General features: G+C 61.1%; 15 protein-coding genes and 1 CRISPR repeat array (1 of these 16 cut by a window edge). Of the genes, 1 reads left to right on the plus strand and 14 read right to left on the minus strand.

Translation table 11 applies throughout. The features are described from left to right. Positions 1 to 1373: a CRISPR direct-repeat array (repeat unit 36 nt; unit sequence GCTGGGGATCAGTTCGATAACCCCTTGATAGACTTC) (it extends 136 nt beyond the left edge of the window). A 49-nt stretch (positions 1374 to 1422) separates the two neighbouring features. The 8 genes from cas2 to tkt all read right to left on the minus strand — a co-directional run bounded on the left by cas2 (position 1423) and on the right by tkt (position 13199). Next, a complete protein-coding gene (gene cas2 / locus QQ658_RS09790) occupies positions 1423 to 1719 on the minus strand; it encodes a CRISPR-associated endonuclease Cas2 (protein WP_286024671.1) in 297 nt (98 codons plus the stop codon). A gap of 33 nt (positions 1720 to 1752) precedes the next feature. Next, complete coding sequence (gene cas1 / locus QQ658_RS09795) at positions 1753 to 2649, minus strand: type II CRISPR-associated endonuclease Cas1 (RefSeq protein WP_286024672.1); 897 nt, start codon at positions 2647 to 2649, stop codon at positions 1753 to 1755. A gap of 33 nt (positions 2650 to 2682) precedes the next feature. Next, complete coding sequence (cas9, locus tag QQ658_RS09800; RefSeq protein ID WP_286024673.1) at positions 2683 to 6096, minus strand: type II CRISPR RNA-guided endonuclease Cas9; 3414 nt, start codon at positions 6094 to 6096, stop codon at positions 2683 to 2685. Between the two features lie 468 nt (positions 6097 to 6564). Next, complete coding sequence (locus QQ658_RS09805) at positions 6565 to 7380, minus strand: aldo/keto reductase (RefSeq protein ID WP_286024674.1); 816 nt, start codon at positions 7378 to 7380, stop codon at positions 6565 to 6567. 255 nt (positions 7381 to 7635) lie between these two features. Then, positions 7636 to 8550, minus strand: a complete 915-nt coding sequence (rarD, locus tag QQ658_RS09810) for an EamA family transporter RarD (protein WP_286024675.1) — start codon at positions 8548 to 8550, stop codon at positions 7636 to 7638. Positions 8551 to 8903: 353 nt separating this feature from the next. Next, complete coding sequence (locus QQ658_RS09815) at positions 8904 to 10397, minus strand: aldehyde dehydrogenase family protein (protein ID WP_286024676.1); 1494 nt, start codon at positions 10395 to 10397, stop codon at positions 8904 to 8906. A 66-nt stretch (positions 10398 to 10463) separates the two neighbouring features. Next, complete coding sequence (locus QQ658_RS09820) at positions 10464 to 11033, minus strand: GNAT family N-acetyltransferase (RefSeq protein WP_286024677.1); 570 nt, start codon at positions 11031 to 11033, stop codon at positions 10464 to 10466. A 102-nt stretch (positions 11034 to 11135) separates the two neighbouring features. Then, positions 11136 to 13199 carry a transketolase gene (tkt, locus tag QQ658_RS09825; RefSeq protein ID WP_286024678.1) on the minus strand — a complete coding sequence of 688 codons (2064 nt, stop codon included), beginning with the start codon at positions 13197 to 13199 and terminating at the stop codon, positions 11136 to 11138. A 264-nt stretch (positions 13200 to 13463) separates the two neighbouring features. On the opposite strand from tkt, the gene QQ658_RS09830 reads away from it, so the two are divergent. Further along, entirely contained in the window at positions 13464 to 13976 is a 513-nt protein-coding gene (locus tag QQ658_RS09830) for a phosphoribosyltransferase (protein WP_286024679.1), read from the plus strand. A gap of 225 nt (positions 13977 to 14201) precedes the next feature. Here QQ658_RS09830 and QQ658_RS09835 read toward each other — a convergent pair whose 3' ends face one another. The 6 genes from QQ658_RS09835 to mutA form a co-directional block, all read right to left on the minus strand. Beyond that, positions 14202 to 15488: a citrate synthase gene (locus QQ658_RS09835; protein WP_286024680.1), complete on the minus strand. Its 1287-nt coding sequence runs from the start codon at positions 15486 to 15488 to the stop codon at positions 14202 to 14204. A gap of 161 nt (positions 15489 to 15649) precedes the next feature. Beyond that, positions 15650 to 16699: a diacylglycerol/lipid kinase family protein gene (locus tag QQ658_RS09840; RefSeq protein WP_286024681.1), complete on the minus strand. Its 1050-nt coding sequence runs from the start codon at positions 16697 to 16699 to the stop codon at positions 15650 to 15652. A 24-nt stretch (positions 16700 to 16723) separates the two neighbouring features. Further along, entirely contained in the window at positions 16724 to 18598 is a 1875-nt protein-coding gene (locus QQ658_RS09845; RefSeq protein WP_286024682.1) for a glycoside hydrolase family 15 protein, read from the minus strand. Between the two features lie 63 nt (positions 18599 to 18661). After that, complete coding sequence (meaB, locus tag QQ658_RS09850) at positions 18662 to 19675, minus strand: methylmalonyl Co-A mutase-associated GTPase MeaB (RefSeq protein WP_286024683.1); 1014 nt, start codon at positions 19673 to 19675, stop codon at positions 18662 to 18664. Then, positions 19668 to 21860 carry a methylmalonyl-CoA mutase gene (scpA, locus tag QQ658_RS09855; RefSeq protein ID WP_286024684.1) on the minus strand — a complete coding sequence of 731 codons (2193 nt, stop codon included), beginning with the start codon at positions 21858 to 21860 and terminating at the stop codon, positions 19668 to 19670. Before scpA ends, meaB begins: the two co-directional genes overlap by 8 nt. Further along, positions 21857 to 23761 (minus strand): methylmalonyl-CoA mutase small subunit, encoded by a 1905-nt coding sequence (gene mutA, locus QQ658_RS09860; protein ID WP_286024685.1) that lies wholly within the window; start codon positions 23759 to 23761, stop codon positions 21857 to 21859. Before mutA ends, scpA begins: the two co-directional genes overlap by 4 nt. Between the last annotated feature and the right edge of the window lie 2 nt (positions 23762 to 23763).

Genomic DNA, 23763 nt, shown 5'->3' on the forward strand with positions numbered 1-23763 from the left:
TCAGTTCGATAACCCCTTGATAGACTTCCATTCAGCGTGTCTTCCATCTCGATTTGGCTGGGGATCAGTTCGATAACCCCTTGATAGACTTCCGATCGAGGACAGCATGTTGAGGGCGGCGCTGGGGATCAGTTCGATAACCCCTTGATAGACTTCCAGCGTTCATCGCGGCGATCGCGGTGGAGCTGGGGATCAGTTCGATAACCCCTTGATAGACTTCCGGCGACCACGACAACGGCGTCACCTGCGCTGGGGATCAGTTCGATAACCCCTTGATAGACTTCAGGATGACGAAATGTATGTTCTGACCTGGCTGGGGATCAGTTCGATAACCCCTTGATAGACTTCGATCACTGCCTGGCTCGTAGCTGGTCGGGCTGGGGATCAGTTCGATAACCCCTTGATAGACTTCAGGTGCCGCCCATCGACTCGTCCGACTCGCTGGGGATCAGTTCGATAACCCCTTGATAGACTTCCCGTCGCCGGTCAGTTTGGACTTGGCGAGGCTGGGGATCAGTTCGATAACCCCTTGATAGACTTCGAGATCGGACAGGGCCCCCTCGGCTTCAGCTGGGGATCAGTTCGATAACCCCTTGATAGACTTCCGTTGCGTTCGCCGACCGGGCCAATAACGCTGGGGATCAGTTCGATAACCCCTTGATAGACTTCACTAAACTACTCACCGAGGGCTTGGTTTGCTGGGGATCAGTTCGATAACCCCTTGATAGACTTCCGACTGCGGCGCGCAGCTACTCGTCACCGCTGGGGATCAGTTCGATAACCCCTTGATAGACTTCCCTTTTGATGCCACAGCGAGAATCGCGAGCTGGGGATCAGTTCGATAACCCCTTGATAGACTTCCTACTCGATTACTTGGCAGGCGACCCGTGCTGGGGATCAGTTCGATAACCCCTTGATAGACTTCTCATGCGCAACCCCATGAACAGACTTTAGCTGGGGATCAGTTCGATAACCCCTTGATAGACTTCACCCGTCGGGCGCCCTCGCTAAGGCGGGGCTGGGGATCAGTTCGATAACCCCTTGATAGACTTCCGAAAGCGAGGCCGCGGCATGACCTACGGCTGGGGATCAGTTCGATAACCCCTTGATAGACTTCACTCACGTGAGTTGCAGGTCACATACCGGCTGGGGATCAGTTCGATAACCCCTTGATAGACTTCTCGTCCACGATCAGGCCACCCGAGGTGCGCTGGGGATCAGTTCGATAACCCCTTGATAGACTTCCGCTCGGTCTGGTTGGCGAGTGGAAGGAGCTGGGGATCAGTTCGATAACCCCTTGATAGACTTCGAACTTCTTCTAGATACTCTTCGAACCAGCTGGGGATCAGTTCGATAACCCCTTGATAGACTTCCGCAATCACCAAATTGTGGGGCTGTCAAGGGGTTATACTCCACAGCACGTCAGAAAATCGTGAGCTGATCAGGTGAACGCTCTTGTGATCTGGGTACCTCGTCACAAAATCTGAGCGCCTTGGCCCACTGGTGGTCCGTTACGAAGACGATCCTGACTTCACCGCCCGATGGAAGATCGTTTTTGATCACGCCTATTGTCGGCAGGATCGAATGGATTGAAGGCGAGAACCTCACGTAGACGCTGTACTGAGCGCGTTGATACCCGTTGTCAAGCAAAAGATTCCGGAAAGCCGTCGCCTCTCTGCGCTGGCTCTTGGTTTCAACCGGAAGGTCGAACATCACCATGCACCACACCTGCTCCTCCGTTGTTGGCATCTGTCACCCCGATGAAGGCCCATCCCAGGCCGGCACTGTCAGCCGGTCGACGTCGCGCTCAAAGTACCGGCCCAGCTGCTGAGCCAGATCGGTCAGACAGCTACTCACGCTCTTGCCGTCAGAGGCGAAGACCTGCGTTGACGCTCGCACCAACGCGTGCTTTACCGCAGGGTGATCGGGTGAAATGTCTGCGTCAAGCTGCGACACGACCCAATCAACAGCCGGGCGGAATGGCTCCATCAGGTCATCCGCCAGATTGAAGAAGTTTCCTCGCCCACGGTGAAACAAGCCCAAGCTCGGAGACAAACCGGCGCTCAGAACAGCACGGACCGCATGACCTCTTAGAACGGTGTAGCCATAATCCAGCAGTCCGTTCCGGTCGATGCCACTGCCCGGCCACCGCCCCATAGGTTCATCAAACACGCGCCTCCAGTACAGACGGGCAGCACGTGCCTCGATGTTGTCCGGGTCACCCGAACGAACGGAGCGTGCGAGCCGGTCCAGTTCAGGCCAATCTTCGTTGTCAGCGAGTCGCAGATTGGTAGCCTGCCCGTGAACCTTGGCGGAGATGATGCGCCCCCATGCGTTCTTGCACCGTGGAACACTTGCCTCAGACTGGGCGAGGTGGCGGGCCCCAACACGCGTGTGGTCCCGCCACCCATACATCCCACCTACTGGTACGCCTCGCCAATCGCAAACCAGGGTGATCACGTCAAAGGCAGCGAGTTGTTGGAGAACCGCACCGCTAATCGATGTGTGTAGGCCTATCAGCAAGGTGCTGACATCGGCCAGCGGCACATAGTCCTCGCCCTCGGCATCCCTTTGGACGATCAATTGCCCACGTCTGTACCCAACGTGTCCTTTGAAAGACGTCAGATCGAGGATCCGCCAGTTTTCCATGTCAGCGCACCATAGGATTCGGAAGTAGCTACATCACACGCTCGACTCGGCTCCACCACAGGTCCAGGACACCGGCAGATGCGCGGATGAAGACAGCCGGACGCGGCCAAGCACGTCTCGACGAATTATCGTCGGCCTGCATTTTCCGAAGAGCACATCGACGCTAACGATCCAGCCCTTCCGGAGAGCAATCTCGACTTCGGAACCGACGGAATCATCCAGCCCCTCGTACGCAAGTAGGCGGGGTCTCAAGCACAGCTTAGAAATCTGATCGAAGGCGGAAACAACCCACCGTCTTGTGCCGGGAAACGCGTTCAGGATTGCTCCAACTTTGCCGCTGTTTTGAGAACTCATGTCGAGCAGCAATTCGTCGCCGGACACAAACCAGCCCAGATACTCGGCTTGTCTAGAGTCCAGTGCAGCTCGGAGACGTGGCTCAGCAGCACGACGCGAGATTGCCTGCGGTGGAATCTCTACATTGAAAAGATCAGCTGACTTACCCTTATAAGGCAGAAGGTCCACCTGGTACACCCGCATCATGGCGTAGAACTGCCTGACCTTCCCGGACTTCATCGGTATTGAACACCAGTAAATCCGCGCATGATGGAAAGATGATCCAAGCTCGGCGTACCCGCCCCGAACAGCCACGCAGCCTGTCTTTGCAGGGAAGAATTCCAGTTTGTCAGTGGCGTCGAACCACTCGTTCTTGACCCGAATCGACCGTCTCGGGTCCTCGGGCAGACCCGCACCGGGATCGAAGCCCTTAGCCCTTGTAAGCGCCACCCACTGCTGGGCGGTCGCTGACCGGTCTATAAGCTCTACAGGCAACGCCCTACCTACCGGCACCTTCAAGGTCTTGCGAATGGTGTCTTCATGCCCAGACGAACTTCCCAAGCGAAGCCGAGTTTGCTCCCACACGGGCACTCGATCTTGATCGAGATGGGCCTGAACGAGGTTCGCGAGCCTTTCCATTTGAAGCGTCCATGTGTCAAATAGATCGGTATCCGCGCCTTTGTAGAGTTTCCAATCGACTGCTTGATTCGGATCGATGCGATTCGTCTGACGAAGGTTGTTGCGCACAACGAGCACCTGCGCCGCCCCAGGCCGCAGCATTGCAATTGTGGCCGCATCAACCGCGTGGTGCCGCCTATCCAAACGTGTCTTTCCTGCCGAACCACCGATCAGGAGCACACGGTCTTGAATGCCGGCTGCCTTACGCGCTTCCGAAGTGATCCAGCCACGAAACACATTGACGGTCGTCGAGTCATCGGCGCTCCTGAAGTGCTCTTCTATACGATGTCGAAGCTCATTCGCCATCCAGCCGACCGATTCAATCGACCGATTGTCGATCGGATCATCCTGATCGGTTCGTTTAAGCCGGGAAACCATGTCTCGCTTGAAGCGCTCCTTATACTTCCTGTCCTTGTCCTCGAACCCAAAGAAGCGGAACCCATTGACGCGCTTGATTGCCTCGCCCAGACTCACACCAGCCCTAGAACCGCTGCTGGCCCAAGCCGAGAATGGCTGCTTTCCTTTGGAATGGTTGCAGTCTCGGCACACCGCTGCGAGATTGACCTGCGTATTTGTCGCACCTTGGCCCGCGCGCGGCACAATGTGATCCATCTCGAAGACCGGGTACTTTAGCTCTCCTCCGCAATACAGGCATTTCCCCTCCTGCCGTTGGAACGCACGCCACCGATCAACGTCACGGGATGAAAGCTGCCTCATCTCTTGATCTGACACCTCGTCAAACGAGTTATCGAGCCCCGCTGCAATGAGGTCACGGTTCTCCGCTAGGTAGGTCGCCAGATCATGTCGCCGTTGTTGGTTATCTTGGAATCGCTGATTGTTGGCACGGTCAAGCTCGCGTGCCTTCTTCTCGCTCATCAGGCCGTCTCGAGTGTGCTCAATATTGACGCTTAGCGGCTTACCCCATTCACGCTCGGCCGCCGCCAGCCACCGAGCGACAATCGCAAGGACTCTATCCACGGCAGGGTTTCCTACCGGCATTCCGATTGGGTCAGCAGGAGGACGCCAATCGTCCGACACACCAAATACTGACTTTCTGGCCTGGTGCAGATCTTCGGTGGTCTCAAGCATTCGATCAGTAAGAAGTCTCAGGCTCTTGACAGAATAGGCTGCTCGTCCTTCTGGAAGTTTGATGTTGTCCAAGGTTCCCATGGCCTCTTCGGGTAGAGACGCAATGAACTCCTCTGCTCGAGCGATCGCTTCGTGGCCTGCTCCAGATCCTGAACCGTTCGAAATGACCTCGATGAGCGCTTCTTTGTCGCACTCGTCCGAGTCATGCCACCATTCGGTCAGTTCTTTCACCTTGACCGCCCGTACGCGTTGGTCAGTCACGTTGATCGGCGCCCGCGCACTTGCCCGTTCGCCGTCAGCGGTTTCTTTCGCAGTTCCTTTAAGGGAGCGTCTATCGATACCCAGGTGATCAGTTACGTCGCTCCAGCTCACGTCGTCCGAGGCAGCGAAAAGGAAATCCGTGATGCTACGGCGTTCGCGCGAATCCAGGGAACGCTCACTCAAAGACTCCGCAATACGTAGATTCGCAACAATCGACGCAATACGATACCGCTGGAAAGCCAGCGATGCTTTCTCCGCTCTGATCTGGCCAGTCATTCCCGGGAGCACATCATGACCGACGCGCTTCGCTGCCGATCCCTTCGGGCTTCGCGCCTGAAATACTTTGTCGACTACAAGGTCGAACGTCTCATTGGACAACTCCTGGGTCGACCAGATCCTCCGAAGCTCGCGAACGTTGTCGGACTGATGAATCTTTGACTCCAGCAACCCGGCCTGCTTGCCTTTGGCCTTGTTTTCAGGACCGCGAATCTTGAACACGGCAGCTTCTTTGGGAGGGAGCGTCCGCGCTGCAAGATCCACCATCTCGGCAGCCGTAAGGTCAGCGCTCATCTCTCTACCCAAACGCTTTTCAATGCTCTCAGCGAGAGCCGAGAGATACTTCGACGGAGCCGCCTCTCGCTTCAGCGACTCGATCGAAAGGTAAGGGTTTCTCCAGCCACGATGCCTGGCAATATGACGCACGGCAACAGACAGCAACATCACGAGTCGGTCGTGATCATCAATTCGATAGGAAACCAGCTCTAGACGAGCCTTCCAAGGGAATCGTGGATCCTTGATTGTCTCAAGATCAACAATGGGCCATCCCATTGCCCGCAAGGCGTTGTCGAGATCGTTCAAACGGTTTCGCCGATGTCGGATCAGTCTTCGCATTCTCCGTGAGGCACCTGATATCGCCTTTCTGGTGCCGGCAGTCTTGTTTGCAGTTGGATCAACTCCGCCGTCATGAATGATCGATTCCATACAAAGCACGCGCTTGGGAAATTCGAAACCATCGACCTCTATTGCAGCAAGGCCTACCGAATTCAGGCCGACGTCGATGCCGACCCGATATTGCAAATGCGACATAAGATCAAGCTAGCGCCTCGCAACGACAAATTTCAGAGACACCACCAAAGCTCAACTGTAACTTGAGCTTTGGCCCACCTTATCGGGGAAATACTGGACCCGCCCCGAGGGGCGGGTCAACAGCGGAGCATTCCGAGCTGCAAACGTGGCAGCCCTTACTGAGGATCAGTTCGTAGTAGACATTATCTGTCCCGCCCTTTGGCGTCAACAATCTACCCAGTAGGCATACATCTACGTTGGTCCGACAAGGCTTCACAGCACGTCGCTATCACAAGGGATGTGACTGCACGGAGCGCCGGTGCACGCGCAAACTGCCCCAGTCATTGTTGACTGCAAGGATATTCAAAGGGGACGTCAAGCAAATGAGGCGTGCTTTCTCGACTTCGTTGGTTGCGGTCGTCACCAATGTGGCCGTGGCCGCGACGCTCGCAATCCGGCCATTGCCCAGTCTGCGACACCACGGCCTGCTCAGTCGCCCGTATGGAGATCTCGCAGCGAGACCATGTCATCGTCCGAGATGACGAAATCGACGTCGGCGTTGGTGCGCTGATGCTCGGGGTTGGCGGTCTTGGGTAGTGACACCGTGTTCAGCTGCAGCGTGTATCGGATACACAGCTGCGCAACGCTTACTCCGTATTTGTTCGCGAGGGTGGCCACCTCCGGATTGGTCAAGATCTTGCCGTGCGCGATCGGCGAGTAAGACTCGACGAGGATGTTCTTCGCCTGGCAGAAGGCGATCAGCTCGGTCGGGGTGTTTCCGGGATTGACTTCGATCTGATTGACCTGCGGCACCACGCTGCCGTACTCGAGTATGTTCTCCACGTCGGCTTCGAGGAAGTTCGAGACCCCGATAGCGCGAATCTTGCCTGCTTGATAAGCCTCCTCGAGAGCTCTCCAGGCCTGCCGATTGCCCTCGGAGTAATCGGCGCGATGGAGCTCAGCCCACGGCTGCGGCGCATGGATCAGCATCAGGTCGATGTAGCCGATATCCAGTGTCTCGAGCGAGCCATTGATCGCCGCCACCGCAGTGTCGTAGTCCTTGATCTCGGCGGCGAGCTTGGTAGAAACGAACAACTCGTCACGCGGCACGCCGCTGCTGCGCACCCCTTCACCGACGCCTCGTTCGTTGCCGTAGGCCTCGGCAGTGTCGATGTTGCGGTAGCCGATCTTCACGGCATCGCGCACCGCCTGCGCTGCCTTGTTGTCATCGACCATCCAGGTGCCCAACCCGAGCTTCGGGATCGTGACACCGTTGGAGAGGGTGAATGTTTCGTTCAGGATCATGGGGTCCTCCTTTAGTGAAACCACCATCCATTGTTCTACAGGTTTCGCGTCCCACAACACCCTCGGCCGTCATCGCCTGTCTGGACGCCTCACGCGGCTTCTTCCGGCACCTTCAACAGCAAGGCCCTGTCGGGGACGACGCATTCTGGGCATCGCGAAGCCGGCTGTGCGATGCAGTTGCTCCTCGTTCTGAACTGTTACGACAGTCCCGTCTTCAAGCGTCGTCGACACACACTCGCATTGGGATGAAACCCGCTACCCAGCCACCAGCTCAGCTTCGGCGTCCGCCTGTTGCACGGTCATTTGGCGCGAGTGCACCAGAGCGTCCACTATGAAGATCACGACTGCGACCCAGATGATGGCGAAGCCAAGCCACCTGGCAGGCGGCATCTGTTCGGCGAAGATCAGCCAGGCAGTAAGGAACTGCATGATCGGGCAGACGTATTGCAGGATGCCCATTGTGCTCAGCGGCACCTTGGCCGATGCGGACGCGAAAAGCAGCAGTGGGATCGCAGTAACCGGTCCGGCGAGCGCAACCAACACTGCGTACCACTCGAGATGAACCGTGTTGGCGCCGACGACACCCAGATAGACCAGATATCCGAGTGCGAACGGGGTGGCTGCACTCGTCTCGATCGCCAAGCCGGGCAGCGCGGGCACTCCTGCGCCGACCTTCTTCTTCATCAGCCCGTACGTCGCGAACGTGGATGCCAGGCCGAGCGCCACCCAGGGCACGCTTCCATAGCCCACCACGAGCACCACGACAGCAACCGCACTGATCGCGAAGGCGACCCACTGTGCCGTCCGCATTTTCTCCCCGAGCAGCACCACGCCCAACACCGCGTTCACCAGCGGATTGATGAAGTATCCGAGAGACGCATCGAGCGCATGCCCGTTGTTGACGCCCCAGACATACATCGTCCAGTTGAAGGAGACCAGCAACCCGGCGCCCGCCAGCACAACCACTGCCCGCCGATTGTGCAGCACATCGCCGATCTGCCGCCAACCGCGCAGAACCGCGATCGCCAGCACGCAAAACACGAGACAGCAGACGATGCGGTAAGCGACAACCTCGAATGCGCCCGACCGCGACAGCAACTTGAAATACAGCGGGAAGAGCCCCCACAGAAAATAGGCAGCGAATCCTAGAGAGACTCCGTTCCGACCCACGCCCTGCTCCCACACCACAGGTTTTATTCTCCCATGCGGGCCACCAGGATCCTGGGCCCGTCCATCCGCCAGTTCGCAGGCCTACCTGTCGATGGACATGCAGCTACGCGGATCTCTGAACTCATCCTGCCTGAACCCAGCGATCCCTCACACGGGTTCGGGTTGAGGAGCGCATTGGACCTGGATCCCCGCGTGCGACGCCGTTAAAAAAATCGAGTCCGAATGACCGCCGGTCGTCGGCGCCGGTACTCATCGATCGCCACTGCGTTATTCGACGACCGCGTTCGCTGGCCGGGTGAAGCAGATCTGTCGTTATCTTCCGCCTCGCTAGAGGCATGCCCAGGGCGCCACCGTCAGCCTCTGCGCATCAGTTGCTGGACCAAGCCGGTCCACGGTTGCGGATACGGCGGCTGCACCAGCCGTAAGACGTCCGGCCGGAGCGGCTTGGTCAACACGGGTTTGGCATGGGAGAACGCCTTGAACGAGTACTCGCCGTGATAGGCGCCCATGCCGCTGCCACCCACTCCCCCGAACGGCAGTCCGGACGCAGCCAACTGCACCAGTCCGGCTCCGTGCACCATCGCTCCGGACGAGGTGGCCCGCTCGAACAACCTCCGCGTCCGCCTTGAGCCACTGAAGACATACATCGCCAGGGGCTTCTCGAATCCCTTGATCGCATCCGCTGCTGCCTGCGGAGACGCGACCGACACCACGGGCAGGATCGGTCCGAAGATCTCACGGCGCATCACGGCGGCAGCCGCCTCCGCGCCCACAACAGGCTGCCCCTGACCCACCACGACGACCGTCGGCGCAACGTACCGATCGTCCCTGTCGAATTGACCGCCCACGCGTACATCGACGTCGTCCAGATACGATGCGAGACGATCCACATGCTTCGCACTGATGATCCGCCCATAATCCGGGCTGGTCCGTGGATCGTCGCCCCACAGCTCCCAGATCGCCCGGCCAAGCGCCGCGGCCAGTGCGTCGACACGATCGGGAGTGGTCATCACATAATCCGGCGCGACGCAGGTCTGGCCCGCGTTGCTGAATTTCGCCCACGCCAATCGCCGCGCCGCGCGATCAATATGCCGGTCGTCGTCGAACCAGGCCGGCGACTTACCACCAAGCTCCAAGGTCACCGAGGTCAGATGCTCGGCCGCCGCCCGCAATATCTCATGCCCGAAGTCGGCGCTGCCCGTGAAGATGATGTGGTCGAACCGCCGCTTCAGCAGTTCGCCTTCCCGCGCAGTCTGGCCATCCACGATCGTCACCGCGCCATCGGGGAAATACCGTGGAATCAGCCGCACCAGTAATCCCGAGGTCGCAACCGTCTGCGAACTTGGCTTCAGCACAGCCGTGTTTCCGACGGCAAGCGCACCGGCCAGCGGGGCCAGCAGCAGCTGGATCGGATAGTTCCAGGGTGCCAAGATCAGCACCACACCCAACGGCTCCGGCGCCAGATGGGCATGGCCCGGCCACAACGTGACAGGCAATCTCACCGGCTTCGGACGCTGCCACCGACGCAGATGCCGCAGCGCATGCGAGACCTCGCCGAGGACGATGCTGATCTCCATCAGTCCGGTCTCGGTTGCCGATTTGCCGAGATCTTGGTGCACCGCGCGAGCGAACTCGCGTTCATTCTCGGTGATCAGTTTCCGTAACGCCCGCAAGTTTCTGCGACGCGCCGCCAGCGGACGCGTCCGCCCCGATTCGAACCGAGTACGTGCGGCCGAAACAGCCCTGCTCACCTCATCGTGTGCATCGCTCATACCTCGAGCGTAGATCTCTTCAGCTGATCCGGTCGTTCTGGTCTCGGTCAGCCATCGCCCGTCCCCGGGCGCCAATAGCCGAGCGCAGCGGCGGCGGTTTTAAGCAAAGGGCCCCGCCGGACCCTGGCGTAACCAGCTTTTTCACGCCAACAGCTTCTCCAACACGACCATGTGAATGTCGTCGATCAAGGGGGTCGAGGTCTCACCGCCCGGGAACGGCTCGGTCGCCCCGGTGCGCACGTAACCGTTCCGTTCGTACCACGCGATCAGGTCGCCCCGTTGTGCGATCACGGTCATTTGCATGCGGTCGAGCTGCCATTGTTTCGTCACGACCTGCTCAGCCGCGTCAGATAGCGCGCGTCCGATGCCTCGGCTTTGGGCCGTGGGATCGACGGCAAACATCCCGAAATATCCGTAGCCATCGTGTTTTTCGATATGGCAGGTGCCCAGCACGGCACCGCCATTGCCCGGATCGCAGGCGACGAGCATCATCGAATCCGGTCTGCTGATCTGCTCATCAATGGCTTCCGGACGCGTGCGCTTGCCGGCCAAAATGTTGGCCTCGGTCGTCCACCCGGTCGCGGTCTGATCCCGGTATGCCGACTCGACAACGGCGTGGATCGCCGGAGCGTCCGCCAGGGTCGCCCGGCGAATCGCTACCTTAGCCTTCGTCGGCCACGTTTCCTGAGTCGGTGCCGATGCTGACCCCATGCCTGAACGCCTCCACTACTCATCGCGAAACACTGGTGGGGCCGACCCGAAGGCCGACCCCACCAGCTATTCGTTCTTGCTCAATTCTTATCAAGCGGACCCTCAGGCCTCCAGCGACTCCTTGGCCGCGGCGACGACCGCGTCCGAAGTCAGGCCGAATTCGGTGAACAGCACGGTGCCCTTGCCGGACGCACCGTAGTGCTCGATCGAAACCGAACGGCCCTGATCGCCGACGTATTTCTCCCAACCTCGGGCGATGCCTGCCTCGACGCTCACCCGCGCCTTCACCTCGGGCGGCAGCACCTCGTTGCGGTACTCCTCGGGCTGCGCGTCGAACCATTCCTGACACGGCATCGACACCACGCGAGTCGGCACGCCTTCGGCCTCGAGCGCAGTCTGAGCGTCCAGTGCGACCTCGACCTCAGACCCGGTACCGATCAAGATCACCTGCGGAACGGCGCTGGCTTCCTTCAGCACGTAGGCGCCCTTGGCCAAGCCCTCGGCGGAAGCGAACTCCCCGCTGGTGCGATCGACGATCCGGGTGTTCTGACGGGTGAGGATCAAGCCGGCCGGCTGGTCGGTGAGCTTGAGGATCTCATGCCAGGCAACGGCGGTCTCGTTGGCATCCGACGGACGCACGATCGACAGCCCCGGAATTGCCCGGTAGGCGGCCAGGTGCTCGATCGGCTGGTGGGTCGGGCCGTCCTCGCCGACACCGATCGAGTCGTGCGTCCACACGAAGATGCTCGGGAAGCCCGAGATCGCTGCCAGCCGCACGGCCGGACGCATGTAGTCGGCGAACACGAAGAAGGTACCGCCATAGGCGCGGGTCAGCCCGTCCGCGTTGATGCCGTTGACGATGCCGCCCATGCCATGCTCACGGATACCGAAGTGCAGCGTGCGTCCATACAGCCCGCCCGGCCATTCAGTCGTGGCGCGGTCGGCGGGCAGGAAGCTCGGTTCGCCCTTCATGGTGGTGTTGTTCGAGCCGGCAAGATCGGCGGAACCACCCCACAACTCCGGCAGCTGCGGCGCCAACGCCGCCAGCACCTCACCGGACGCCGCGCGTGTCGCCTTCGAACCTTCCTCGAAGGTCGGCAGCTCAAGATCGTCCGGCAGCTTTCGTGCCCGCACGCGGTCCAGCAGCGCCCTGCCCTCGGGATTGTTTTCGCTCCACTTGTCGAACTTGACGTTCCACTCGTCGCGAAGGGCCTTGCCGCGCTCGCGCAACTGCCTGCGGGTGAAGTCAACGACCTCATCTTCGATCCCGAAGCTCTCGTGCGGGAACTTCAACAGATCCTTGAGAAGACCGATCTCCTCATCACCGAGAGCCGCACCGTGGACCTTCTCAGAACCTTGCAGATTGGGCAGCGGCCAGCCGATGATCGTGGAGAGGTGGATCAACGACGGCTTGTCGGTGACCTGCTGCGCAGCAATGATCGCGTCGTAGAGCTGCTCGATGTTCTCGCCGTAGCTGGTTGAGCCGCCGGTCCAGTCGACCTGCTGCACATGCCATCCGTAGGCCTCGTAGCGGGCCGACACGTCCTCGCCGAACGAGATCTTGGTGTCGCCCTCGATCGAGATCCGGTTGTCGTCGTAAATCATGATGAGGTTGCCCAGTTCCTGGGTTCCCGCCAGGGACGCGGCCTCGGCCTGCACGCCTTCTTGCATGCAGCCGTCACCCAAAATGGTGTAGACGAAGTGGTCGAAGATCGACTCGCCATCGGCATCGGGGTCGTAGACGCCGCGAGCACGCCGGGCGGCCATCGCCATGCCGACGGCATTGCTCACGCCCGCACCGAGCGGGCCGGTGGTGGTCTCGATGAACTTGGTGTGTCCGTACTCGGGGTGGCCCGGGGTGCGTGACCCGAAGGTGCGCAGCGACTCGATGTCGTCCAGTTCGAGGCCGAGCCCGCCGAGGAAAAGCTGGTTGTACTGAAGGATCGACGCGTGACCCGCCGACAGAACGAAACGGTCGCGTCCGATCCATTTCTCGTCGTTGGGATCGGTCTTCATCACCTTCTGGTACAGCAGGTAGGCAACCGGGGCAAGCGAAATAGCGGTTCCCGGATGCCCGTTGCCGACCTTCTGTACCGCGTCGGCAGCCAACACACGCGCGGTGTCTACTGCCCTGCGGTCTTCGTCGGTCCAAGTGAAATTGCTCACATTGCTTCCTTTGCATTAGATCCGCTGAGCGTCTTGCCATAAGCGCGGAGAATCCACCCCAAAGCCTAACGCACCCTCCCCCACGCTTGCCTGGCGACAGCCATCGTTCGGGACGCTCAATCAGCAGACATGGCAACAGTTGCCGAGGCTCGCATCCCACGCATTGCCTGAAGACCGACGGCAGCTCGGTCGCCGGCCGAGTGCCGCCTTCCGGCCGAAGCAGCTCGGGTGACGGCCTCTTTATGAACTGACTACTATGTGCCCATGGCCTACCACGCGGACTCCAGTGACCTCGAAGACAAGGAAATTCTTACCTGGGAGGGGTTCGGTGCAGGCTCACGAGAACTTGCCCAAGAAATCGCCGATTCGGATTTCGACCCGGAGGTCATCATCGGGGTCGCCCGCGGCGGCATGATTCCGGCCGGCGCGCTCACCTACGCCTTGGGCGTGAAACTCACCGACGCCATCAACGTGGAGTTCTACACCGATGTCGCCGAGACCTTGCCCGACCCCGTGTTGTTGGCGCCGATGCTCGATACCGATTCGATCCGCGATCGCCGGATTCTGGTGGTGGACGATGTCGTCGACTCCGGACGCACCCTCGCGCTCGTGCTGAAGCTGCTCCGTGGTTTCGGTGCCGAGGTGCGCAGCGCCGTCATCTACGCGAAGCCGACCACCATCGTCGAACCCGACTATGTGTGGAAGCGGACCGCCAAATGGATCGCGTTCCCGTGGTCGTCCGAGCCCCCGGTGACCGCCAGTGGTGCTGCTGAGTAGGCGCAGACTTCCTCACAGATTCGACGCGATCTATTCCCTTGTTCGCGCGCTCTGTTCTGTTCGCTTGTTCGACGCGCTCTGTTCGCCTATTCGCGCCCGAAATCTGCTCCCGCGCCAGATATACCTGGCGCGTCTGGCGATTTCGGGCGCGGCTGCACTGGGGACCGAAAGAGCGGCGTCCCGCCCCACCTGGACGAGACGCCGGGTCTCAAGGCTCAAACAGAGCTACTTGCGATCTCTCATCGCCACATACTCGCGCTCGGGTACCCCGGTGTAGATCTGGCGCGGACGACCGATCTTGGCCTTCGGATCCGATCGGAGCTCGCGCCACTGGGCTATCCAGCCGGGCAGCCGCCCGATCGCGAACAGCACGGTGAACATCTCCTTGGGGAACCCCATCGCCTCGTAGATCAGCCCGGAGTAGAAGTCGACATTCGGGTAGAGCTTGCGTTCGGTGAAGTAGTCGTCCTCCATGGCCGCCTGCTCCAGTTCCTGGGCGATCTCCAGCAGATCGCGGCGTCCTGCTTTCAGGCTCATCACCTTGTCAGCGTGCTCTTTGATGATTGCGGCACGCGGATCATAGTTCTTGTAGACGCGATGCCCGAAGCCCATCAGCTTGATGCCGGCCTTCTTGTCCTTGACCTGCTGCACATATTCCTTGACCGACATCCCGGAGTCCTTGATGGCCGCAAGCATCTCGACGACCGCCTGGTTGGCACCGCCGTGCAAGGGCCCTGACAGTGCGTTGACGCCGCCGGAAACCGAAGCATAGATATTCGCGCCCGATGACCCGATCAACCGCACCGTGGAGGTCGAACAATTCTGCTCATGATCGGCATGCAGAATCAGCAGCACTTCGAGTGCCCGGGTGATTTCCTTGTGGAATTCATAAGGTTCGGTCGGGTAGGCGAAACTCATCCGGATGAAATTCTCAATATAGCTGAGCGAGTTATCCGGATACAGCATCGCCTCACCACGCGAGTTCTTGTAACCGTAGGCCGCGAGCGTCGGCACCTTCGCGATCAGCCGCTCGGTCGCCTTCTCGACTGCGTCGGGGCTGTCCCCCACCGAATCGAAGCTGTAGGTCGACAACATCATCAACCCAGCGGCAAGAACCGGCATCGGATGCGATCTGCGCGGGAACATCCGGAAGAATTCGCGCATCCGCTCATCGACCATGGTCTTGCGGCGAATACGGTCCTCCCACTCGGCCAATTCGGCCGCGTTCGGCAATTCGCCGTAAATCACCAGATAAGCAGTCTCCAAAAAGGTGGATTCGCGGGCCAACTGCTCGATGGGATAGCCGCGGTATCGCAAGATTCCGGCTTCCCCGTCGATATAGGTGATCGACGACTTCGTGGACGCGGTATTTGCCAACCCATCGTCGAACGTCGTGTATCCCGTTTGATCCAGCAATTTCATTATGTCGATACCTGACGAGCCGACTGTCGACTGAACAATGGATGTCTCGAAGTCGGTTTCCAAACCGGTGATACGCACGGAATCGGTCACTTGACGCTGTTCCTTCCACTCGCCGTCTCGACAACACTGTGTCGGCTCGGTCCAGGTTCGTCGCTTCGGCCTACGATGCCTGTCAGTGCACCTGGACCCGATGATTGCTACGGGACCACCCTATTGCTGTGAGCGGCAGCCCACCTATTTATTGGCCCAGTCTACGCATCTGCTGAAAGCGGAAGCTGGATCTTCACGCACCTCCGACGCACGCTGACGTCCAACTCGACGACATCGTTGACCACGTCTCCGTCCAATTGCGCGGGCAGCGGGCGACTCGGCCAAACTCTCAGCCTTCTCGCCGTGCTGTAGCGCAACGCCGGTACCGGACGATCATGCCCGGTGAGCCCCTTCATCATCACCGGCAGCCACTGATGGATCCGCTTCAACGGCACCTCGAGAGCCATCAACTCGCCGTCATCCGCCAACGCGCCCGGATAGACCAGCACACCTCCCAAAACTCCGGGCGTGTTCCCGGCCAGCACGCTCCAGCAGCGCACCTCGGTGAGCGGGTCATCGTCGATCTGAACCGACATCGCGATAGGTGGCAGCAGCGCCTCGACCGCTCCCGACAGCGCATAGGCACCCCAGCCCGCACGCTTCTTCGATATCAAACCGGTTCGGCTCACCGCCAGGGCATCGCGTCCGATACCGCACATCGTCACGAACGGCTCCTCGCACACCAGCTGTTCGCTCGAAACCTGACCGGACGCACCGGTCTGCGGGCTCCGCTCCTCGCCCGGCGCCTGCGCTGTCGCCACTCGAGTCGTGGTGCGCATGCGCGCCCAGCCAAGGTCCATCTCAACGTGAGGCCCACGCAGGGCCGCGCTCGCCTGATCCGCCAGGCTCAGTCTGGTCAGTCCGAGATTGGACGCCAGCACGTTGCCGGTTCCCAAGGCGATGATCCCGAGCCTCACGCCGGTGCCTGCCACGCCTTCAGCGACCTTGCGTACCGTGCCGTCGCCACCGATCGCTATCACCAGCTCGGCCCCCTCGGCGACCGCACGGCGCGCCTGGCCATCACCCAGTTCTCCGACCGTCGTGGTAAACGAAGAGGGAACCTCGATGCCGGCGCCGCGGCACTGCCGGACGATCTCGGAGATCGCACTGCTCGCCCGGGTGCTGAGGGGGTTCGCCACGATAGCAACCCGCTCGGGCAGCGATGCCAGCTGGGGCCGACCTCCAAAAACCGGAATCTCGTTGGTCACCACTCGTTCATTCTGCCTCAGTCGGGCCTACGACAGCGCGTCCGCGGCTCTGATCAGGGCCAGGTGGCTGAACGCCTGCGGGTAGTTGCCGAGCAGTTGGCCGCTGGCCGGATCGTATTCCTCGGCCAGTAAGCCCAGCTCACTACGAGCTCCGAGCACCTGATCCATCAGCTTCACGGCTTCGTCCTTGCGGCCGGTATGCGCATATTGCTCGACGAGCCACAGCGTGCACATCACAAATGTCGCCTCGTCACCTGGCAGGCCGTCGATTCCGGTCGTGCGGTACCTGCGAACGAATCCGTGTCCGTCGATCAGGTCGTGCTCGATGCGGGCAACCGTGGCGAGCATCAGCGGGTCGTCGTATGCAACGAAGCCGATCTGCGGAATACGCAGCAGCGAAGCGTCCACCTCGCCGGTGTGGTCATGCTGCGGAAAATATCCGCAGTCTCCCGCTAGTGAGAGGACCTCACTACGAAGCCGGTCGCGCAGCCGCGTCCAGTTCTTGAGGTCCCCGGTGAGTCCGTGATCGGTGATGCCCCGTACCCCGGCGTCGAATGCCGCCCACATCATCACCCTGCCCTGGGTGAATCGCTGTGGCACGCCGCGGATCTCCCAGATGCCACGATCGGGCTCCTCGATACGCCGGATGAGCTGGGTGAGCAGATTGCGCTGCAATGACCACGAGAACTCGTCCTCGGTCAACCCGCCATCGCGCAACGAGGCCAGGGCGACCATCACCTCACCGATGACATCGGCCTGGTACTGCTCGACGGCCGCGTTGCCCACCCGCACAGGTGTCGATCCCCGATACCCGGCGAGGTGACTGAGCTGCCGCTCAGGAAGCTCGCGCTCCCCGCCGAGGCCGTACATGATCTGCAGATCCTCCGGGTCGCCGGCGACCGCACGCAGCAGCCATTGCCGCCAACTCTCGGCGACATGATGATGTCCGTGTGCCGCCAGCGCGGAGATCGTCATGGCCGAGTCACGAAGCCAGCAGAAGCGATAGTCCCAGTTGCGTTCACCGCCGACGAGCTCGGGCAGCGAGGTGGTGGCCGCGGCCGCGATTCCGCCGGTGTCGCGCAGCGTCAGTGCATGCAGCACCGACATCGAGCGGCTGACGGCCTGGGCGTAGGGACCGGTCACCTTCAGGTCTGAATGCCAGCCGCGCACTTCGGCCAGCGTCCGCTCGATGCGTTCGTCGACGCTGCTTTCGTCCACGGCTATCGGCAGATGTGACGGACGCCAGGTCAGCGTCCAGGTCAGGGTCTGCCTCTCAGTCAAGTGAAAACGCTCGTGGTGGGCCAACCCATGAGGCTCAAGTGTGGGGCCGTGCAGGGTCAGGGAATCCGGCCCGGCCTGAGCGAACAGCACCTGCTCGCCTTTGGAGTCGGTGAGCTGCCTGACCCACGGTGTGACGCGGCCGTAGTTGAACCGCATGATGAGGGCGGCGTCCACATCGATCTCGCCGCTGGTACAGCTGATCTGCCGGATGATCTCGACCCGGTTCTGGGACGGTCCAAGGGGCATGAGGTCCGTGCTGGCAGCGACGCCGGTCGGAGTCTCCCAGACGCAATCCAGAATGAAGCTGGCGTCGCGATACTGCTGGCGGACGATATGTCCACCACGAGGCGCGATCAGCCAGTGCGAGCCATCGCGGTCACCGAGCAATCGGCAGAAGACCGCCCCAGAATCGAACCTGGGGACGCACAGCCAATCGATACTCCCCCGTGCGACCAATGCCGCGGTGTGCCGGTCCGACAGCATGGCATATTCGCCGACGCCGGGAAGTTCGTGGCCTACGCTGCTCGACTCATGTGCTCTGCCTGCAGACCGTTTGCCGGTCTTCGCAGGGCCCGCCCAATTCTTCCGTCGTCGCTCATGCTCGCCTGACCGCTCATTCACATCCGCTATTCTGCTCCGCGGCGCCGAATGAGCCCGGAGCCATTTGCCACGTCAGACGTATTGCTACCGGCCGTGCGCCCAATCCTGTTCGGGAACCTTGGCGGCGAACTGGCGCAGCAACTCGGCGGAAGCGTCCAGGGCATTGAGGCTGCCCGAACGAACCTGAGCCTCCATATCGCGGGCGAGTTCGCGCAGGTCATGGGTCTCATGCAGCGTGTCGAGCACCGCAGCCTCGGTCAGGCTCCACATCCAGCCGACCTGCTGGGCGGCGCGATAATTGGCCAGCCCGTACTTCTGCTCCAGGTACTTGCGATGGTCCAGGACTGCCTGCCAGACCTCTTCGAGGCCCATCTCCTTCAGCGCGGAACAGGTCAGCACCGGGACGCGGCGCTCGGTGTCACTGGAGACGAGCTTCATCGCGATCGATAGCTCGCGTGCGGTGACCCGGGCTTCTCCGGCGTTATCGCCATCGGCCTTGTTGACCGCGATCACCTGGGCGAGTTCGAGAATGCCCTTCTTGATGCCTTGCAGCTGATCACCGGAACGGGCCAGCATCAAAATCAAGTAGGTGTCGACCATGCCCTGCACGGCGACCTCGGATTGCCCGACACCGACCGTCTCCACGATCACGATGTCATAGCCGGCGGCCTCGACAAGCACCATGCCTTCTCGGGTCGCCCTGGCGACACCGCCGAGCTGCAGACCCGTAGGTGACGGCCGGATGAACGCGGCTTCGGATTCGGCGAGCCGGCCCATCCGGGTACGGTCGCCGAGCACCGAGCCACCGGAGACCGAGCTGGTCGGATCGACCGCCAATACGGCGACCCGGTGACCCTGCTCGATCAGATCACAGCCGAGCGCGTCGATGAAGGTGGATTTGCCTGCCCCGGGAACACCGGACAAGCCCAGTCGAATTGAGTTGCCTGACAGCGGTGTCAGTTCTCGCAGGAGCTCCCGCGCCAGCGGCCGATGCGCTGGCTTGCGGGACTCCACGAGGGTGATGGCCCGGGCCAGTGCGGCCCGGTCACCACCCTTGACGCCGTCGATCAGAGACGGAACATCAATTTTTCTACTCATTATCCTCTTGAGCGTTCTTGATCAGCTTGCGAAGCAGATCAGCGGCAGAGGCCGGAATGTTGGTTCCCGGCGGGTAGATCGCCTCAGCGCCGTCATCCCGCAGCTCCTGGAAGTCCTGCTCGGGAATGACACCGCCAACCACGACCATGATGTCTTCGCGGCCCATCTTGTCCAGTTCCTTGCGTAGCTCAGGAACCAGGGTGAGGTGGCCGGCCGCCAGCGACGAAACGCCGACGACGTGCACATCACCCTCAACTGCCTGACGAGCAGCCTCCTCAGGCGTCTGGAACAGCGGGCCGACATCGACATCGAATCCCAGATCGGCGAAGGCCGTAGCGATCACCTTCTGGCCCCGGTCGTGCCCGTCCTGGCCCATCTTGGCAATCAAGATACGCGGACGACGGCCCTCGACCTCTTCGAACTTCTCGACAAGCTCGTGGGTTTCTTCCATGCCCTTCGTCTTTCCGGACTCCTTCGAATACACGCCGGAGATCGTGCGGATCTGCGCGGTGTAGCGTCCGAAGTCTTTTTCCAGAGCATCCGACATCTCGCCCACGGAAGCCTGCGCACGAGCAGCGTCGATGCACAACTTCAGCAGGTTACGATCCGGATCGGTCGGATCAGGATTCGCGGCCGCCCAGGTCAGGTTCTCGAGGGCCTTCTTGACGGCCTCGGGATCGCGCCCCGCACGCAGCTTCTCCAGCTTGGCGATCTGCTCGGCACGCACCGCGCGGTTGTCAACCTTGAGAGCCTCGACCGGATCGTCTTGCTCGGGCACGTACTTGTTCACGCCGATGACCGGCTGACGGCCGGAGTCGATGCGAGCCTGAGCACGAGCAGCAGCCTCTTCAATCCGCATCTTCGGGATGCCGGCCTCGATGGCCTTGGTCATGCCACCGGCCTTCTCGACCTCCTGAATCAGCCCCCAGCCCTTACGAGCCAGCTCCTGAGTCAACTTCTCGACGTATGCCGAACCACCCCACAGGTCAACGCTGTGCGTGGTGCCCGATTCCTGCTGCAAGAACAGCTGGGTGTTACGGGCGATACGAGCCGAGAAATCGGTCGGCAGCGCGATGGCCTCGTCCAGCGCATTGGTGTGCAACGACTGGGTCTGGCCCTGCGTGGCTGCCATGGCCTCGATGCAGGTACGCACCACGTTGTTGTAGACATCCTGAGCGGTCAGCGACCAGCCGGAGGTCTGCGAGTGGGTGCGAAGGCTCATCGACTTCGGGTTCTTCGGATCGAACTGGCGAACCAGCCGTGCCCACAGCATGCGGGCGGCGCGCATCTTCGCAACTTCCATGAAGAAGTTCGTGCCCATCGCCCAGAAGAACGACAGCCGCGGAGCGAACTGATCGACCTTCAGACCGACCGATTCACCGGCGCGAATGTACTCGACACCGTCGGCCAGCGTGTAGGCCATCTCGAGGTCCGCGGTCGCTCCCGCTTCCTGCATGTGGTAGCCAGAAATCGAGATCGAGTTGAACTTCGGCATGTTTGCGCTGGTGAACGCGAAGATGTCGGAGACGATCCGCATCGACGGAGCCGGCGGGTAGATGTAGGTGTTACGAACCATGAACTCCTTGAGGATGTCGTTCTGGATCGTTCCGGCCATCTGGGCAGGCTTGACGCCCTGCTCTTCACCGGCCACCACATACAGCGCCAAGATCGGCAGCACGGCGCCGTTCATGGTCATCGACACCGACATCTGATCGAGCGGAATACCGTCGAACAGCTGCCGCATATCGAGAATCGAGTCGACGGCCACACCGGCCATACCGACATCGCCGGCCACGCGCGGATTATCCGAGTCGTAGCCACGGTGGGTCGGCAGATCGAATGCGATCGACAGGCCCTTCTGGCCGGCGGCCAGGTTGCGCCGATAGAAGGCGTTCGATTCTTCAGCGGTCGAGAAACCCGCGTACTGGCGAATCGTCCACGGCCGCGATGTGTACATCGTCGCGTACGGCCCGCGCAGGAACGGCGGAATACCGGGCATGGTATGCAGATGATCCATGCCTTCGTAGACGTCGGCGCCATACAGGTGCTCGACATCGATCTTTTCCGGGGTCGTCCAATCGACGGGGCCTTCGGCGTTCAGAATCTCGTCGAAACGAGCCTGCGCATCCGCTGAGATAGCAGGGGTGCCCAGCTCGATCTGATCGAAACGAGGTAAGGCGTTCACTTAGTCACCCCCAGTGTGTTCAAAATGTCATTCAATCCGCTCACGACGTCCACGCCCATGGCGATGGTTCCATCGATGATTCCGGACGTGTCAACGTCACCGAGTTCCTTGATGTTGCCTGCCAGCAGCACCTTGGCGGCACCGGCGTCCTTCAACGCCTTGGCGGCCTCGGCTCCGATCGACGAGTAGATCTTGCCGGACGAGCACAGGCACACCACTGGCGTACCCGATGCCTGCCAAGCCTTCACGACTTCGGCGACGTCTCCGCTCTCCACGCTCGGGGTCTCCAACCCTGCGACGTGGAAGTAGTTCGACGCGAAGCCTTCGCGCGGACCGAAGTCACGGCGGGTTCCCAGGCAAGCCAGGAATACCTTGGCGTCCGCATTACCGGCGGTCGCATCGCGCAAGGCCTCGAAGACCTCCGCGTTGCGGGTCCAGGTCAGGCCCGCGTACTCGGCCTGCGGACGAGCAACCCGTCCTTCGACCGGCTTCTCCGCAGGGTTCGGGAACTCCGAAACACCGGTGACCGGCAGCTTACGGGTGGCGATCTGCTTGGCCCGCTTGGCATTGAGATCGGCGAGCACCTCGGCGACATGGCCTGCGCCCAGGGCGGCGACCATTCCACCGGCCGCCTCCACGGCCTGGAATTCCTTCCACGCGGCGTCGGCGATCTCGTTGGTCAGCGACTCGAACAGCCACGCGCCACCGGCCGGGTCGTTCACGCGCCCGATATTCGACTCCTCCGAGAGCACGACCTGCGTGTTGCGAGCAACACGGCGGCTGAACTCATTGGGCAGGCCCCAAGCGGTGTCGAAGGGCAGCACGGTAACGGCCTCTGCGCCACCGATGGCAGCGTTGAAGGTCGAGATGGCGCCGCGCAGGATGTTGACGTAGGGATCGTCACGAGTGATCTCACGCCACGACGTCACTGCTTGCTGGCGTGCTCCGCGCTTGTCGGGGCTGACGCCGAAGACCTCGCCGACGCGATCCCACACCACACGCAGGGCGCGCAGCCGGGAAATCGTCAACAGTTCGTCGACGGCGGCCGTGACGCGGAAATTGATCGAGTCGAAGGCGTCGTCCACGCTGATGCCCTGCTCGACGAGATTGCGCACGTACTCGACCGCGGCAGCCACGATCCAGGCGACCTCGTGAACATCGCCGGCACCGGCGTTGTGATAGATGGTGCCGTCCACGACGATTGCACGAGACTTCTTAAACTCGGCCAGGCGCTTCACATAGCCGGCGAGCTTCGAGAGGTCGGGCGTCGTCCCATTGAGCGCAGCGAAACCGATCGGGTCGAGGCCCAGGTTCAGCGACAACTCCGACTTGTCCTTGTCGGACGCTTCGAAGATCGCGAGCAGCGCATCCGCCGCGGCCTGCTGATCGGTACGGCTCGATACGTCGATCTTTGCGAGATCGAGCAGCACGTCGCCGAGGTCACTGGCGAGATCTTTGGCGGCAACGGCATCCGGATCCACGCGCAACCAGATGCTGGTGGCGCCGCGCTCAAGATCGGCTGTGATCATCTTGCGAGTGACCGCAGTATCGGGATCCTCATGCAGCGCACGAACGTCCCACGCGTCCATATCGCCGTTGCGTACCGTCGTGCCGCGCCTGAACGGCTCGGATGCAGGCGCTCCCAGATCACCGATCGCGTCATCGATGGTGTAGATGGGTTCGATCACGATATCGTCAACTGTCCTGACCTGCAGCCGCTCAAGAGCCTTCTCAGAGCTCAGCTGCTTGTTTTCAGGACGTCCCTTGTTCAATACCTTGGCGACTTCGGCTGCCCATCGATCGTACGTGGGTGCCTCGAAGTCACCGGCGAGAACGAGGTCGTCGGGGACTTGGTCCACGACATCCGTTGACGCGCCTGCTGGTGGAGTAGGTGTCGTCATCG

The organism is Propionimicrobium sp. PCR01-08-3 (assembly GCF_030286045.1).
Classification (GTDB): Bacteria; Actinomycetota; Actinomycetes; order Propionibacteriales; family Propionibacteriaceae; genus Brooklawnia.